This window comes from Streptomyces cyaneofuscatus (genome assembly GCF_042718795.1).
Taxonomy (GTDB): Bacteria; Actinomycetota; Actinomycetes; order Streptomycetales; family Streptomycetaceae; genus Streptomyces; species Streptomyces cyaneofuscatus_A.
Map to the genome: position 1 here is coordinate 1 of NZ_JBHXOX010000058.1, position 15021 is coordinate 15021.

Consider the following 15021-nt stretch of genomic DNA (forward strand, 5'->3'; position numbering starts at 1 on the left):
ATCCACGGCGAAGTCCCCATGCCCGCCCAACGCGCAACTTCTGACGCGGACACGGCCAACAGGAGCGATCCACCTCATTGTGTTAGCCGCTGTTAGAGGATATCCTCACACCATTCGATCGCAGAATCCTCTCAAAGACCTCCGAGCACTTCCCAGGAACCATGTCAGGGTTACCTTTATACGCCCTGGGAACATCTTGCGAAACTTTCGGAAAGGCCGCCCTAACTGCTACCCAATCTCCGAAGTACCAGCTCTCAAGCTCTCGGATTGCGATGCGATTCAAGACGTGAAAGACACCATCGCTTCCGCGCCCAGCACGGGGGATCATTCCAGCTTCTACAGCCGCAGAATCGAGCCTACGTTTCAAGTCGACACAGTCATCCGCATCCAGGTCCATCAGCACCACGACTCGAATATCGCCTCCACGCCTACGCGCCGCCGCATAACCTTGCAGTCTTTTTGGAAGCTTCTTGAGAAGATCCGGTTTCCCTTGAAATTGTCGAATTGCGGTCCGAACGCTTTCTCCTGCGAAAATCTTCGCAAGGATTGGCTTCAGAGCCTCTGCTGCAGACTCTTCCTCCACCAGGAACTCCAGAGAAACGGCAGATTGCTTCCGCCCCCCGCTGGTGCGCCGAACCACTTTTCGCGTCACCCGGCCACTCCATTTTCGACTGTCGGAGTCTTGGGGACCGGAAGATCGCCGAAATAGTTTTCCTGCCAGAGGGAGCCCAATAGGGCTCCATGATCGAGCATGTCATTGACCAAAGGAATTGAATTTGGCCTAATGACCCTCGCATAACCGTCACCCCCCCGGTACAGGGCGATCACTTCATCGGGCTTGCACTCATTGACAAACTCATGTGAATGGGTGGTTACGAGTACTTGTGATTTTTCGCTGGCCTGCCGACACTGCTGAGCCAGACCAGGAAGAACCGAGTTGTAAAGGTGATTTTCCGGTTCCTCAATACCAATAAATGGCGCCGGGTCCGGGTCATACAGGAGCGTGAGGTAAGACAGAAGCTTCAGGGTGCCGTCTGACGCATTGCTCGCAAGTACCGAATCCGAGAATGGTGCATCCTTAATGAATAGCACCAATCGGCCGTCGGGAGAGGTGGAGTAATCCACTCGCTCAAGTGTAGGAACTGCATCCTGCAAAGACTCTATGACGGACTCTAGCCTCTGAGGGTGATTCTCTTTGAGATATTGAAGGACGTTGCTGATATTGTCCCCAGATTGCGAAAGCCGCTCTTGCGGCCCAGCCGTGGGTGACTTCCTTTCCTCGGCCACCGAAAGGTAGGACAGATACCAACCAGAAATAAACCTCCGCAGTGCAGCAACACGTGGATGGGACTTGAATTGCCCCAATGCGTTTACGGCGAGCCTGTCTGGTCCGTCGAGAGCTTCCGGGTGCTTCTTCCCTGTAGCTTCATCTACCACGTAACCTGACCCATGCTGGAAATCAAGGATGTGACGCGGACGCCCTTGGGCGCGACCCGAAGTCCAACGCAACCACTCGCGACTGACGACAGGGCGACCACGCTCCTCATTGATCTCGAGACGATAAGTGAGGAGGTTCTCCTTGGGCTCCTGACGGTAAGAGATCTGAATCGCGATGGGCCCTTCAGCTCCTCTGGATCGGAGTTGGGCCAGCCCTCCTCTCCTATCCCAAGCGGCACGGATTCCGACAGTGAAAGATGTTTCCATGAAAGCAAAGACATCGAAAAGCGTAGACTTCCCACTGCCATTCGGGCCAATCAATACAGTGAAAGGCTTGAGTTTCCTAATCTCGACATCTTGGAGAACTCTATAATTCTCCACTTTAATCGCTTCAATCACCGGTGGCCGCATAGCCCACTCCTTCGCTCAGATGCAATCTTTGACGAAGTCGATGTCTACCCCTTGTAGAAATCGGCTGGTATAAGCTTAAAGGTGGTCGACTTGCGCGGTCTTCATGTCAGCAAAATCTGCGCGCCCCGCGCGGGCGCCGGCGCCACCCGGGCGTTGCGGCAGGTACCGGATGCCAGCAGCGCGTCGGCCACCTTGCGGGCCGCCGGCTCGTCCGCGACGAGAAACGCCGTCGTCGGCCCGGATCCGGAGACCAGCGCGGCCAGCGCCCCCGCCTCCGTGCCCGCCGCCAGCGTGTCCGCGAGGGAGGGGCGCAGGGAGAGCGCGGCGGGCTGGAGGTCGTTGCTCAGGGCGCCCGCGAGTGCGCCGGAGTCGCCGGAGCGCAGGGCGGCCAGCAGCACGGGCGAGGCGGTCGGCTCGGGGACGTCCGCCTCCGCCGTGAGCCGGTCGAACTCCCCGTACACGGCGGGCGTCGACAGCCCCCCGTCCGCCACCGCGAAGACCCAGTGGAACGCCCCGCCCACCTCGATCGGCGTCAGCTTCTCGCCGCGACCCGTACCGAGCGCGGCCCCGCCCACCAGGCTGAACGGCACATCGCTGCCCAGCTCCGCGCAGATGGCCAGCAGCTCGTCCCGGCTCGCGCCCGTCCCCCACAGGGCGTCGCACGCGACCAGGGCGGCCGCCCCGTCGGCGCTGCCGCCCGCCATGCCGCCCGCGACCGGGATGTCCTTGGCGATGTGGAGGTGGACGGCGGGCTCGATGCCGTACCGCTCGGCCAGCGCGAGGGCCGCCCGGGCGGCGAGGTTGGTGGCGTCCAGCGGGACCTGGGCGGCGTCCGGGCCGGAGCAGGTGATGCGCAGCTCGTCGGCGGGGGTGGCGGTGACCTCGTCGTACAGGCCGACGGCGAGGAAGACGTTGGCCAGGTCGTGGAAGCCGTCGGGGCGGGCGGCGCCCACGGCGAGCTGGACGTTGACCTTGGCGGGGACGCGGACGGTGACGCCCGTACGGACAGCACTCACAGGGACGGCACCTCCGGCTTGTTCTCCGCGATCGCCGCGAACTCCTCCACCGTCAGCGACTCCCCGCGCGCCTGCGGCGAGATCCCGGCGGCGACCAGGGCCGCCTCGGCGGCGGGCGCGGAGCCGGCCCAGCCGGAGAGCGCGGCCCGGAGCGTCTTGCGGCGCTGGGCGAAGGCCGCGTCCACGACCGCGAAGACCTCGGTGCGGCTCGCGGTGGTGGCGATGGGCTCCGTGCGGCGGACGAGCGAGACGAGGCCGGAGTCGACGTTCGGGGCGGGCCAGAAGACCGTACGGCCGATGGACCCGGCGCGCTTGACCTCCGCGTACCAGTTGGCCTTCACCGACGGCACGCCGTAGACCTTGTTGCCCGGGCGGGCGGCCAGCCGGTCGGCCACCTCGGCCTGGACCATGACCAGGGTCCGCTCGATGCTCGGGAAGCGCTCCAGCATGGTGAGCAGGACGGGGACCGCGACGTTGTACGGGAGGTTCGCGACGAGCGCGGTGGGCGCGGGGCCCGGCAGCTCGGTGACCAGCATCGCGTCGGAGTGGACGAGGGCGAACCGGTCGGCGCGCTCCGGCATCCGGGCCTGGACCGTGGCGGGCAGCGCGGCCGCGAGCACGTCGTCGATCTCCACCGCGACCACTCGGTCCGCCGCCTCCAGCAGCGCCAGGGTCAGCGAGCCGAGCCCCGGGCCGACCTCGACGACGGTGTCGTCCGGGCGGACCTCGGCGGTGCGCACGATGCGGCGGACCGTGTTGGCGTCGATGACGAAGTTCTGACCGCGCTGCTTGGTCGGGCGTACGCCCAGTTTCGCTGCCAGGTCGCGGATGTCTGCGGGGCCCAGGAGGGCGTCGGGCTCTGTGCTGCTCACCCGGTAAGCCTACGGCCGCAGTGCGGCCACGGACTCGCCCCCCGCTGCACGTAGAGCTTCTTCGCCCGGTACGTCTGCTCGGCGGCGGGTGCGTCCTGGGGCCGGCCGCTGCCGCCGAGCGACTGCCAGGTCCGGGTGTCGAACTGGTACAGCCCGCCGTACGTCCCGCTCGGGTCCACCGCTCCCGCCCGCCCGCCGGACTCGCAGGCGGCGAGCGCGGACCAGTTCAGCCCGTCCGCCCCGGTGACGGCTGCGGGCCGCTGCCGGGTGCCGGTGCGCACGACGCGGCTGACCGGCAGGTGGACCAGCTCCTCGCCGGTCCTGCGGGGTGTCTGCCGTACGCCGTTGACGGTCCGGACGGCGTACGTGACCCGGCGTACGCCGTTGCGCCCGGCCCGCTCCACCCGCTCGATGCCCCGGAACAGCGCGGGGTCCTCGCTCCGTTCGACGGCGTACGGGACGCTCTCCTCGTGCACCTCGCGGGTGTCGGTGATGCGGAGTACGGAGACCGTCTGGCCGTCGCGCGGGAAGCTCGCGGGGTCCACGGAGGTGGCGTCCAGGCCTTCCAGGGTGATGGCCGCCTGGGCGAGGGCCTCGTGGACGGTGGCGGCGTTGGTGCGCAGGGTGCGTTCCTGGCCGTCGGCCATGAAGGTCACGGTGCGTTCGGTGCGGACGGTGAGGGTGAGGCCGGTGCGGGCGATCCGGGTGGCGGGGGAGGCGGAGAGGTACGCCCCCTCGGCCCGGACCCCGAACGCGCGCAGGGCCCCGGCCACGGTGTCGGCGGTCGTCCAGACCCGGCGGTGGTGGCCGTCGAGGGTGAGGTCGACGGGGCGGCCGTAGCGGACGGTGACCTGGTCGCCGTGGTCCAGGTCGGTGCCGGGGGCCGGGGAGACGCGGTCGTGGGCGCCGACGGTGACGCCCTCGTCCGCCAGGAGTTCGGTGACGTCGTCGGCGAAGGTGTGCAGGGTGCGGGGCGTGCCGTCGACGTCCAGCCGGACCGCCTTGTCGTGCGCGACGAACGCGGTGGTGCCGCCGGCCAGGAAGGCGACGACGAGGGCCCGGGGCACGAGCCGTCCCAGCTTCAGGCGTTCCGGGTCGGCGACGCGTGTGCGGCGGCGCTTGGCGGCCCGCCGGGCCTCGGCGCGGGTGGGGCCCTGCCGGGGCGGCGCGGGCGGCGGCGGGACGGTGAGCGGGGTGTCCACGACGGTCGGGGCGTGGGCGGCGGACGGGGCGGGAGCGGCGGGACCCGGCGTCCACGCCCGGTCGGCGGCCGGGCCCGCCGTCCACGCTCGGTCGGCCAGGGTCGGCTGCTCGTGGAACGCGCCGAGACGCCTGTCCTGCGAAGTGCTCACGCCGTTCACGCCGTTCACGCCGCTCCTGAAGATCCGCCTGCTGCCGCCCCGTCGTGCGCGGGGACGATAGCGGAGCCCCGGTGACTCTCCAAAGCGACACGGCTACGCAGCGTGCGCGACCGGCTCGGAGTCCGGCTCGGACCCGGCTCAGAAGTCGAACGCGCGTGCCGTGTTGTCGTAGATCGCGGCGGCCAGCGTGTCCTCGTCCAGCCCCTTCACCGCGGCCATCGCGCGGAGCGTGACCGGGATGAGGTAGGGGGCGTTGGGCCGCCCCCGGTACGGGGCGGGGGTGAGGAAGGGCGCGTCCGTCTCGACGAGGACCAGCTCGGTGGGGGCGACGGCGAGCGCGTCGCGCAGCGGCTGGGCGTTCTTGAAGGTCATGTTGCCGGCGAAGGACATGAAGTACCCGGCCCGCGCGCAGATCGCGGCCATCTCGGCGTCGCCGGAGTAGCAGTGGAAGACGGTCCGCTCGGGCGCGCCCGCGTCCGCGAGAACCCGCAGCACGTCCGCGTGCGCGTCCCGGTCGTGGATGACCAGGGCCTTGCCGTGCCGCTTGGCGATCTCGATGTGGGCCCGGAACGACTCCTCCTGGGCGGCGATGCCCTCGGGGCCCGTACGGAAGAAGTCCAGGCCCGTCTCGCCGACCCCGCGCACGTGGTCCAGGGCGGCCAGCGCGTCGATCTCCGCCAGCGCGTCGTCCAGCGCCGCCTTGCCGCCGGGCTCGCGGGCTCCTTGCCGCGCGGTGCCGTCCGGATCGCCGTGGACGATGCGCGGGGCCTCGTTCGGGTGCAGGGCGACCGAGGCGTGGACGGCGGGGTGGGCGGCGGCGGTCTCGGCGGCCCAACGGGAGCCGGCCACGTCGCAACCCACCTGGACCACCGTCGTGACGTTCACCGCGGCGGCCCGGGCGAGGGCCTCCTCGACGGTGGCGTCCTGCATGTCCAGGTGGGTGTGGGAGTCGGCGACCGGGACCCGGAGGGGTTCGGGCAGCGGCGGGGCTTCGGTACGGCTCATGCGGACGACTCTACGAGGGCCCGGTTCACCGGCGTACGAGGACCGGGGTCCTCGCGCGGGGAGGCGTACGCCGGTGGCACCGGGCCCGACTCAGGAGCTCACCTGCGGTGGAAGGGGTGGAGCAGGTCCGACAGCCGCCAGTGGCGGTCGGCGGTGCGGGCGGCCGGGACCTTCTCCGGGTCCCGCTTGGCGCTCTTCGACGTGTGCAGGAACTGCTGGGCACCGGCCACCCGGCCGGCCCGCATGATGCGCACCACGTGTCCACCGCAGTTGGCGCAGGTGGGCGTGGAGAGCGGGGACGGCACGCGCTCACCGTCGGCCTTGTAGACGACGAACTCGTGACCGTGGATGTCCACGTGGTGCTCTATCTCGTAAGACTGCTCCCAGCCGTGCCCGCAACTCATGCAGGCGAAGGCATAGGCCTCGTGGACGGTGTTCGCTGCGATCTCGCTCATACCCGCTCCTCTTGTCCGCCGGTCAGGCACTCCGGGGTTACTTCCAGTGGACACCCGGGCAGGGGCGGACGCACCAGCTCAGAGACGTTGTTGATGCGTTCTTGGCCTCCTTTTGCCGCCCTTTGCCGCCGCATGGCCAGCGACAGGCCCACCCGTGACCGGCGGACGGGACGACCGGTGACGGCAGATCGCCGAGCGCCCCCGTACGCGCTCGCCACCGGTGCCGAATGCGCCCGCGCACCACCCCCGTGCGACCCCCCACAATTCCCCGAATTCTCGGCCTTTCCTCACCCATTCGCCGCATGAATTCATCATTCAATTGAATCCCTTAATACCATGGACGCCCGGCCCCGATTTGCGGAGCCCGCATTCCTCCCTTTCACTCGATATGTACGTCAAGCATGACTCGGTACGTACATCAACCCGATTTCCCACAGGATGGGGAGCACCCATGTACACCACGGACACCACTGCCACCGACATCGAGCTCGACCTCGACACGGCGCTGAACCCGGGCGAGATCGACGGCGTCTATCGCGACTCCCGCGAGTGCGCCTACCTCGCGCTTCTCGCCGGCGGCGGCGCCCTGCTGCTTTCGCCTCCGACCCCGCGCCCGAAGAAGGGCTGAACGTCGGAACATGGACCAGACACATGCTTCGTCCCCGCTCGCGGGTGCCGTGCATGACCTGGCAACAGAGGTGGTCCTCGCTCTTCGGAGCGGGGACCACCTCGCCACGGTATGCGGCGCGGCAGGAATCGACGAGGAGAACCGGACCGGAATCGCGGCGGCGCGGGTCATCGGTGCCGATCTGCTGCTGCCGAGTGTTCTGTACGGGCGTCATCCGCATCCCGGGGACGTCGCCGTGCTCGACCGGGCGGTACGGGAATTCCCGCCCAAGCCCGATGCTCCGGCCGCGACGGCCTGGAGCCACTGGCACATGATCTCCACGCTCCAGCGCATGGCGCAGCCTCCGGGAGCGGCTGCCGCAGGCACCTTCGAGGAGCCCGACGCCGCCTGGCTGGAGCAGGCCCCCTGGCAGTCCTTCACCCACCAGCTCTCGGTGCTCGCCCCCCTCGCCGTTCCGGCCGCCCCCTCGGCCGTGCAGCGGGCCGCGGCGGCGCGCGCGGTCGACCTCGCGCGCGGCTTCGTCCGGGCGGTGCGGCGGCGCGACTGGCTCCAGGCGGCGGGCGCGGGCCGCTGGCTCGCGGCGATCGGCGGCGAACCGGCGACCCTGGGCCTGGAGCGCGGCCTGGAGTTCGTCGAGCTGATGGGCGGCCACGACCCTCGCGTCACCCTGCACATCCGGGCGGCCCGGCTGATGGCCGAGGCGAGGGCGCGATGACGACGACCGCGACGCAGGGGCCCAAGGGCCGCCCGGAGAACCGGGCCCCTCAACGTCAGGCCCACCCCGGCCAGGCCCCCCGGGGCCACGCCTCCCCCGGCGCCGCGCTCACCGTCCTCCCGCACGTCCTGCGCACCGCCCTCGCCTGGACCGACGCCCACCGGGCGGAGTTCGCGCTCCCCGACGACGTCCTGGACCCCCGCACCCAGGTCAACGCCACCCTCAAACCCCTCGGCGAACTGGCCCAGCTCTGCTCCACGGTCCGCACCGCCACCGCCCTCGGCACCCCGGAGCACGAGGTGGCCGGGGACCTCGTCACGTACGCCTGGGAGCAGGTGTCCCGGGGCGCCCTGCTCCTGGAGCTGCTCCGCGCGGAGCCCTTCGCGGCCTACCCGTACGAGATCTACGCCGCCTTCGCCGGGTACGGGCTGCGCCACGAGGGGTTCGAGGCCCTGGCCCGCCCGCTCACCGCGACCCGCGCCTGGGCGCACACCGAGCAGCACGCCAACCGGCAGCTCGGGCTGATCAACTCCGAGCGGCGGGTGGGGGTCCTGCCCCACACGGACGCGGGTGCGGTGCTGTCCCGGACCTGGCTGGGCGGTCTCTCGGAGCCGTGGACGTTCGAGGGCCCGTCGGGCTACGCGCTGACCCACACCGTCTTCCACCTCACCGACTGGGGCCGGATGCCCGACCGGGTGCCGGAGAAGACGGACGCGTACCTGCGGACCTGGCTGCCCGCGTGGGCCGACGGCTGCGTGGAGAGCGGCCAGTGGGACCTCACGGGCGAGCTGCTGGCGGTGGCCTCCTCGCTGCCGGGCCCGGCGCCACGGGAACTGCTGGACGCGGTGTGGCCGGTGCTGGCCGAGGTCCAGCACGCGACGGGCTGCGTGCCGGAGACCGGCGTACCGGTGCACGAGGACGCGCCGACCGGCGTACGGGTGCAGCAGAACGCTCCGACCGGCGTACGGGAGCACGAGGACGCGCCGGATCCGTACCCCTTCATCGACTGCTACCACTCCACACTCGTCACGGCGTTCGCGGCGGCCCTGTCCCTGAGGTCCTTGAGGTCGCTGACGGACGGGTCCGGGTCCGGATCCGTCCGGGAAAGGCACACCCCATGAGCAGCGGAAACACCGGCATCCAGCAGATCCACGACGTCGGGGCGAAGGCCCTGGGCTGGCTGTACGAGCACCGCGAGGGCTTCCGGCTGGAGGCGGACCCGGCCCCGGAGGCGGGGATGCTGGACCGGTTCAAGCCGCTGGGCGAACTGGCGCTGATCGGGAAGGTCATCTTCCGCGAGGGCGTGGCCGGCTCGCAGCAGTCCTCCCTCGCCCACAAGCTGCTGGACCACGCCTGGCACGAGCTGCTGGACTCCGGGGCCCGGCTGCTGGAGGGCCAGCGGCGCGAACCGCTCTCGCCGGTGCCGCTGGAGGTCTACGTACCGTTCCGGGAGCTGGGCTACCGGCAGCCGGACCTGGAGTCCGCGATCCGCCTCAACCACCGTCTGGCCAGTTGGGCGGGGCTGGAGGTGCTGCCGGTGCGGCGGCTGGGGCTGAGCGCGATCGAGCGGCGGTTCGGGGTGGAGCCGAGCGTTCCGGAGACGGCGGCGCTGGCGCACACCTGGCTGGCGCGGCGGCCCGAGCCGTGGACGGTGGAGGGCCATATCGGCTACGACATCACGCACACGGTCTTCCACCTGACGGACTGGGGCGAGAGGCCCGCGGACCTTCCCGTCGACATCGCGGAGTACCTGGAGCTCTGGCTGCCGGCCTGGCTGGACGACTGGCTCGACCTGAAGCGGTGGGACCTGCTGGGCGAACTTCTGGTGGTGGACGCGTGCCTGCCCTCCCCCACGCTGGACGCGGCGGCCTGGCAGGGGTTCGCGCAGGCACAGCAGCCGGACGGGGCGATGCCGGTGGTGGACGGGATGCCGGAGGGGGACGAGGAGTCGGTGTTCGACCTGGTCTACCACCCGACGCTGGTCGCCGCGTTCGCCTCGGCGCTGGCGATGAGCCGCGCGCTCTCGGACCTGAGCGCCCCGGCAACGGCCCCGGCATGACGGACGTGACGGCGGCGGCCCCGGTGACGGCTGTCGACTCTTCGGCCACCTCCAGGTTGCTCGCGGAGGCAGCCGGCCGGATCGACGCCCCGGACGTGGTGCTCGCGCTGAGCCGGGGCGGAGTCCGTACGGTCCACACGGGCGGCAGCGCGGAGCCGGGCCCGGTGGCCCGCGAGCGGCTGCACTACGAACTGGGCTCGGCGTCCAAGCCGTTCGCGGGGCTGCTGCTGGCCCGGCTGGTGGCGCAGGGGAGGGTGCGGTACGAGGACCGGGCGGCGGACCTGCTGGCCCCGGGCCTCCCGGTGCACCCGTCGGTCCGCCGGATCACTCTGCGCCATCTGCTGACCCACACCTCGGGGCTGCCGGGCCTGCCCGCCGACTTCTACCCGCAGGCGGTGCCGCGCTGGTCGAGCGACCCGTACGGCAACTACCCGGCGGACCGGGTGGTCCGGGCCTTCCTCCGCGCCCGCCCGCGCCACCGCCCCGGCACCCGCTGGCACTACTCGAACTTCGCGGTCTCCGTCCTCGGCCACACCCTCGCCGCCGCCACCGGAACCCCGTGGGAGGTGCTGCTGCACCAACAGGTGCTGGCCCCCCTGGGCCTGGAGGCCACGCTGCTGCGCCCGGGCCCGGACTCCACCGACGCGACGGGCCACCGCCGCGACGGAACCCCGCTGCCGGCGCTGGACACGGGGGGCTTCACGGCGGCGGGGGCGCTGCGCTCGACCCCGCTGGACCTGCTGACCTTCCTGGAGGCGCATGTGGGGGGCGCCGAGCTGCGGGACCCCACGCTGAGCGCCGCGCTCGCGGAGGTGACCCGCCCGGTGCTCCGGCGCGGCTATCGGCACGCGCACACCCACACGCTGACGTGGTTCCAGCACCCGACCCCGTACGGCCCGGTCCTGTTCCACGCCGGAGCGACGCTCGGCCAGCAGGCGTTCCTCGGCTTCCGCCCCGGGACGGGTCTGGCGGTCGTGGCGACGGCGACGCGGCGGGTGCACCGGGCGGACACGTTCGTGGCGGCGGCGTACGGACTGCTGACGGAAACGTCGTAAGCACTGCCGTACGTCCTCAAGGCTTCTGCGGGGTCTTCTCCGCACCCTTTTCGGCGTTCTTGGCGGCCACCACCGCGTCGAACACCTCCCGCTTGGGCACCCCGGCGGCGGCGGCGACGGCGGCGATGGCCTCCTTGCGCCGCACCCCCGCCTCCTCGCGCACGCGCACGCGCCGTACGAGCTCCTCGGCGTCCAGCCCTTCGTCACCGGAGTCGGAGGCGCCTTCGACGACGACGGTGATCTCGCCGCGTACGCCGTCCTCGGCCCACACGGCCAGCTCACCGAGCGGACCGCGCTTGACCTCCTCGTACGTCTTGGTCAGCTCGCGGCACACGGCGGCGCGCCGCTCGGCGCCGAAGACCTCGGCCATGGCGGCGAGGGTGTCGTCGAGCCGGTGGGGCGCTTCGAAGAAGACCATGGTGCGCCGCTCGTCGGCGTTCTCGCGGAGCTTGGAGAGCCGCTCACCGGCCTTGCGCGGCAGGAACCCCTCGAAGCAGAACCGGTCGACGGGCAGCCCGGAGAGCGCAAGCGCGGTCAGCACGGCGGAGGGCCCCGGCACGGCGGTGACGCGGATGTCCTTCTCGACGGCGGCGGCGACGAGCCGGTACCCCGGGTCGGAGACGGACGGCATCCCCGCATCCGTGACGAGCAGCACCCGCGCGCCACCCACCAAGGCTTCCACGAGCTCCGGCGTACGGGCGGACTCGTTCCCCTCGAAGTAGGAGACGACACGCCCCGAGGTGTGGATGCCGAGCGCCTGGGTGAGCCGGCGCAGCCGCCGGGTGTCCTCGGCGGCGACGACGTCGGCCCGCTCCAGTTCGGCGGCCAGGCGGGGCGGGGCGTCCGCCACGTCACCGATGGGGGTCCCTGCGAGCACGAGCGTTCCAGTCGTTCCAGTCACATCAGCCATCCTCGCAGCACGCGCAGCACCCTTCGCACAGATGGGTTCCCTACGATGGCGCGGTGACCAGTACCGCACCCGAGACCCAGCGGGGCCAAGACGCCGGGGACCCGCTCGGCGAACAGCCGACCTCCTGGCAACGGCGGCTGCGCCGCTTCGGCCATGTCCCGCGCCCGGAGACCCCGCTCCGCGACCGGCTGGACCCGCCCTGGACCCGGCCGGGCCGGCAGGTGTGGTCGGTGCTCGCGATCCCGCCGCACGTGGCGGACCGCCTGGTGCGCTGGTCCGGCTGGGGCGGCCCGCTGCTGGTCACCCTGGTCGCGGGGCTGCTGCGCTTCTGGCGGTTGGACCAGCCGAACGCCGTGATATTCGACGAGACGTATTACGCGAAGGACGCGTGGGCGCTGGTCAACCAGGGGTACGAGGGGTCGTGGCCCAAGGACGTCGACAAGCTGATCCTCAAGGACCCGTCCTCGGTCCCGATCCCGACCGACCCCGGCTATGTGGTGCACCCGCCGGTCGGTAAGTGGATCATCGGGTTCGGCGAGCAGCTGTTCGGCTTCACGCCGTTCGGCTGGCGCTTCATGGTGGCGGTGCTGGGCACGGTCTCCGTGCTGCTCCTCTGCCGGATCGGCCGGCGGCTGTTCCGCTCGACGTTCCTGGGCTGCCTGGCCGGGCTGTTGCTCGCGGTGGACGGGCTGCACTTCGTGATGAGCCGGACCGCGCTGCTGGACCTGATCGTGATGTTCTTCGTGCTGGCGGCGTTCGGCTGCCTGGTGGTGGACCGCGACCGCTCCCGCCGCCGCCTGGCCGACGCGCTGCCGGTGGACGGGGAGGGGGTGCTGCGCCCGCACGCCCGGATCGCGGAAACCTTGCGGCTGGGCTGGCGGCCGTGGCGTATCGGAGCCGGCGTGATGCTGGGCCTGGCGTTCGCGACGAAGTGGAACGGCCTGTACGTGCTGGCCGCGTTCGGCCTGATGACGGTGTTCTGGGACGTGGGAGCGCGCCGCACGGCAGGCGCGGCGCGCCCCTACATGGCGGTGTTGCGCCGCGACCTGATCCCCGCGTTCTTCTCCACGGTCCCGGTGGCGATCGTCACGTACATCGTCTCCTGGACCGGCTGGATCGTCACGGACAAGGGCTACTACCGCAACTGGGCGGCCACGGAAGGCAAGGGCTCGTCCTGGAGCTGGCTCCCGGACTGGCTGCGGAGCCTGTGGCACTACGAGAACCAGGTGTACGACTTCCACGTCGGCCTGACCTCGGGCCACACCTACGAGTCGAACCCCTGGAGCTGGCTGGTCCTGGGCCGCCCCGTCTCGTACTTCTACGAGGAGCAGACGGGCTGCAAGGAGTCCTCCACGGGCAAGTGCGCCGCCGAGGTCCTGGCCATCGGCACCCCGCTGCTCTGGTGGCTGGCGTGCTTCGCCCTCGCGTACGTGGTGTGGCGCTGGCTCTTCCGCCGCGACTGGCGGGCCGGCGCGATCGCCTGCGGCGTGGCGGCGGGCTGGGTGCCCTGGTTCTTCTACCAGGAGCGCACGATCTTCCTCTTCTACGCGGTGGTGTTCGTCCCGTTCCTCTGCCTGGCGGTCACGATGCTGCTGGGCGCGATCGTGGGCCCAGCAGCGGGCACGGGCGCCCGCGCCGACCTGGGCCTCACCTCCAAGGACCCGACAGGCGAACGCCGCCGCACCCTGGGCGCGATCGCGGCGGGCGTGCTGGTGCTCCTGATCATCTGGAACTTCATCTACTTCTGGCCGCTGTACACCGGGACGTCGATCCCGGAGGACCTGTGGCGGGACCGGATGTGGCTGGATACGTGGGTGTAGCCCGACGAACAGCGGCGTTCCTGCTTCAGCTGTCGCCGGTGCTGGGGTGCTTGCGCCGGCGCAGGAGTGCTCTCGCCCATAGTGTGAGGCCCACCAGAGACAGGATCGCCGCTCCTCCGATGACCACGGGGATGGCCCCCATGAGAAGGAACGTGACCAACAGCTCTGCCCACGTCGGCTCGTCGCCCATCGTGCTGCCGCTTTGCTCCACGGACACCACGACGCGGGCAGGCAACAGCTGGTTCCCGATGCACGCGGGGAGGGGTGACGCCAGGGCCAGGGACCGAGGGTGCTCACGTGCTCTCCGTAGCGCTGTCGGGTGGTCGAGCTGTTGGTCATCCCGGGCCACCTCAGCCGTGGTGACGTCTTGTTGCTCCACCGGCCGCGTTCATGATGTATCCGTGACACACCTTCCGACCGATGTGCGAGCGGCTTTCCGCTTGTTCGCGTTCTACCTCCGCAACGGCACGCTGGACGTGGACCTTCTCGGATTCGATTACTGGGACATGCTTCAGCACGGTTCAGACCTGGAAATGGTCTTCGCGATCTTCAGTAACGTTCTTGAGGTCGACGAGCACGGCCGGACGGTCAACGACGGCGACGCCCAATACCGCGTCGCGCAATGGATTCGTGCGCGCCAGGACCCCAGCTATGTAGTGGACCCGCCGTTCGAGCCGTGGGAGACGGAGCTCCATTGAGCCGGCACAGCCGCGCCACTCCCGTGTCCGAGAAAGGCAAGTGGCTCGGTCACGGCCGCATACAGGAAATGCGCGGCCGCCAAGGGGCCTCAACCGCAGCTGAGACTGTGCAGAGCGGGCCACACGGGGTCACCGCTGGAGCCGTGTACCAGCAACGTGCCTTCCTTGAGACCCCGGTTCGGCTCGTACGACCCGTCTGCGACGGGGCGAATGCCGTCGTCTGCCGTCCAGCCGGTCGGTTCGAGGACGTGCACTCGGCGCCCAGGTCGCCGACCACGCCCCACGCCACTCCCCAGCCCGCTGCGGCCGCCGGGGCGACCGGCATCCACCGGCGGGGGGCGTAGGGGCCGGCCGCCCATCGGTACGCGGAGGGGTCGGCAGCACGGCCCGCGGCGTGCTGTCCGGTCTGCATCCGTAGGACCTACGGCCCTGTTGGGGTGGCGTGGTTGCGAGGGGGCCGCGAGCTGCGGGCGGTGAAGCGGAAGAAGGTTCGCACGAACTGCGGGCGGGGGGGGGGGGGGGGGGTGGGGGGCCCCCCCCCCGCCGGGGGGATAAATGATGTATTGAAAACAAGAAGAG

The 15021-nt window shown here is 70.4% G+C and carries 15 protein-coding genes; 7 read left to right on the top strand and 8 right to left on the bottom strand.

All coding sequences use genetic code 11. The annotated features are described in order from the left end of the window. Positions 1-82 precede the first annotated feature (82 nt). The 7 genes from ACFWRT_RS36985 to ACFWRT_RS37015 all read right to left on the bottom strand — a co-directional run bounded on the left by ACFWRT_RS36985 (position 83) and on the right by ACFWRT_RS37015 (position 6557). On the bottom strand, positions 83-583 hold the full coding sequence (locus ACFWRT_RS36985; RefSeq protein WP_380955962.1) for a DUF4276 family protein: 501 nt from the start codon (positions 581-583) through the stop codon (positions 83-85). Between the two features lie 65 nt (positions 584-648). Continuing rightward, positions 649-1848 carry an AAA family ATPase gene (locus tag ACFWRT_RS36990; protein WP_078907917.1) on the bottom strand — a complete coding sequence of 400 codons (1200 nt, stop codon included), beginning with the start codon at positions 1846-1848 and terminating at the stop codon, positions 649-651. A 101-nt stretch (positions 1849-1949) separates the two neighbouring features. Beyond that, a complete protein-coding gene (locus ACFWRT_RS36995; RefSeq protein ID WP_380955963.1) occupies positions 1950-2864 on the bottom strand; it encodes a 4-(cytidine 5'-diphospho)-2-C-methyl-D-erythritol kinase in 915 nt (304 codons plus the stop codon). Next, positions 2861-3736: a 16S rRNA (adenine(1518)-N(6)/adenine(1519)-N(6))-dimethyltransferase RsmA gene (gene rsmA / locus ACFWRT_RS37000; RefSeq protein ID WP_380955964.1), complete on the bottom strand. Its 876-nt coding sequence runs from the start codon at positions 3734-3736 to the stop codon at positions 2861-2863. Before rsmA ends, ACFWRT_RS36995 begins: the two co-directional genes overlap by 4 nt. Further along, positions 3733-5097, bottom strand: a complete 1365-nt coding sequence (locus ACFWRT_RS37005) for a ubiquitin-like domain-containing protein (protein WP_380955980.1) — start codon at positions 5095-5097, stop codon at positions 3733-3735. Before ACFWRT_RS37005 ends, rsmA begins: the two co-directional genes overlap by 4 nt. Before the next feature lie 138 nt (positions 5098-5235). Further along, positions 5236-6102 carry a TatD family hydrolase gene (locus ACFWRT_RS37010; RefSeq protein ID WP_380955965.1) on the bottom strand — a complete coding sequence of 289 codons (867 nt, stop codon included), beginning with the start codon at positions 6100-6102 and terminating at the stop codon, positions 5236-5238. Positions 6103-6200: 98 nt separating this feature from the next. Next, positions 6201-6557, bottom strand: coding sequence for a hypothetical protein (locus ACFWRT_RS37015; RefSeq protein WP_380955967.1), 357 nt, complete (start codon positions 6555-6557; stop codon positions 6201-6203). 451 nt (positions 6558-7008) lie between these two features. Here ACFWRT_RS37015 and ACFWRT_RS37020 point away from each other — a divergent pair, with 451 nt between their 5' ends. From ACFWRT_RS37020 to ACFWRT_RS37040, 5 genes are read left to right on the top strand one after another with little or no spacing between them, the layout of a single operon-like run. Beyond that, a complete protein-coding gene (locus ACFWRT_RS37020) occupies positions 7009-7185 on the top strand; it encodes a hypothetical protein (protein ID WP_015609087.1) in 177 nt (58 codons plus the stop codon). Positions 7186-7195: 10 nt separating this feature from the next. Then, positions 7196-7900, top strand: coding sequence for a hypothetical protein (locus ACFWRT_RS37025; protein WP_380955968.1), 705 nt, complete (start codon positions 7196-7198; stop codon positions 7898-7900). Beyond that, positions 7897-9021, top strand: coding sequence for a DUF6895 family protein (locus ACFWRT_RS37030; RefSeq protein ID WP_380955970.1), 1125 nt, complete (start codon positions 7897-7899; stop codon positions 9019-9021). The genes ACFWRT_RS37025 and ACFWRT_RS37030 overlap by 4 nt, the downstream gene beginning before the upstream one ends. Continuing rightward, entirely contained in the window at positions 9018-9959 is a 942-nt protein-coding gene (locus ACFWRT_RS37035; RefSeq protein ID WP_380955972.1) for a DUF6895 family protein, read from the top strand. Before ACFWRT_RS37030 ends, ACFWRT_RS37035 begins: the two co-directional genes overlap by 4 nt. Then, positions 9956-11014, top strand: coding sequence for a serine hydrolase domain-containing protein (locus tag ACFWRT_RS37040; protein WP_380955974.1), 1059 nt, complete (start codon positions 9956-9958; stop codon positions 11012-11014). Before ACFWRT_RS37035 ends, ACFWRT_RS37040 begins: the two co-directional genes overlap by 4 nt. Before the next feature lie 16 nt (positions 11015-11030). Here ACFWRT_RS37040 and rsmI read toward each other — a convergent pair whose 3' ends face one another. Beyond that, complete coding sequence (rsmI, locus tag ACFWRT_RS37045; RefSeq protein WP_380955975.1) at positions 11031-11924, bottom strand: 16S rRNA (cytidine(1402)-2'-O)-methyltransferase; 894 nt, start codon at positions 11922-11924, stop codon at positions 11031-11033. A 53-nt stretch (positions 11925-11977) separates the two neighbouring features. Between rsmI and ACFWRT_RS37050 the strand changes: the two genes are divergently transcribed. Further along, on the top strand, positions 11978-13744 hold the full coding sequence (locus tag ACFWRT_RS37050; protein ID WP_380955977.1) for a dolichyl-phosphate-mannose--protein mannosyltransferase: 1767 nt from the start codon (positions 11978-11980) through the stop codon (positions 13742-13744). Positions 13745-14145: 401 nt separating this feature from the next. Next, positions 14146-14442 carry a DUF7677 family protein gene (locus ACFWRT_RS37055; RefSeq protein ID WP_380955978.1) on the top strand — a complete coding sequence of 99 codons (297 nt, stop codon included), beginning with the start codon at positions 14146-14148 and terminating at the stop codon, positions 14440-14442. Positions 14443-15021 lie beyond the last annotated feature (579 nt).

Excerpts from the sequence above, each read along its gene's own strand:
- ACFWRT_RS37040 (WP_380955974.1), top strand. The coding sequence starts at position 9,956 with ATGACGGACGTGACGGCGGCGGCCCCGGTGACGGCTGTCGACTCTTCG.
- ACFWRT_RS37035 (WP_380955972.1), top strand. The coding sequence starts at position 9,018 with ATGAGCAGCGGAAACACCGGCATCCAGCAGATCCACGACGTCGGGGCG.
- ACFWRT_RS36990 (WP_078907917.1), bottom strand. The coding sequence starts at position 1,848 with ATGCGGCCACCGGTGATTGAAGCGATTAAAGTGGAGAATTATAGAGTT.
- ACFWRT_RS37025 (WP_380955968.1), top strand. The coding sequence starts at position 7,196 with ATGGACCAGACACATGCTTCGTCCCCGCTCGCGGGTGCCGTGCATGAC.
- rsmI (WP_380955975.1), bottom strand. The coding sequence starts at position 11,924 with ATGGCTGATGTGACTGGAACGACTGGAACGCTCGTGCTCGCAGGGACC.
- ACFWRT_RS37030 (WP_380955970.1), top strand. The coding sequence starts at position 7,897 with ATGACGACGACCGCGACGCAGGGGCCCAAGGGCCGCCCGGAGAACCGG.
- ACFWRT_RS37020 (WP_015609087.1), top strand. The coding sequence starts at position 7,009 with ATGTACACCACGGACACCACTGCCACCGACATCGAGCTCGACCTCGAC.
- ACFWRT_RS37010 (WP_380955965.1), bottom strand. The coding sequence starts at position 6,102 with ATGAGCCGTACCGAAGCCCCGCCGCTGCCCGAACCCCTCCGGGTCCCG.
- ACFWRT_RS37015 (WP_380955967.1), bottom strand. The coding sequence starts at position 6,557 with ATGAGCGAGATCGCAGCGAACACCGTCCACGAGGCCTATGCCTTCGCC.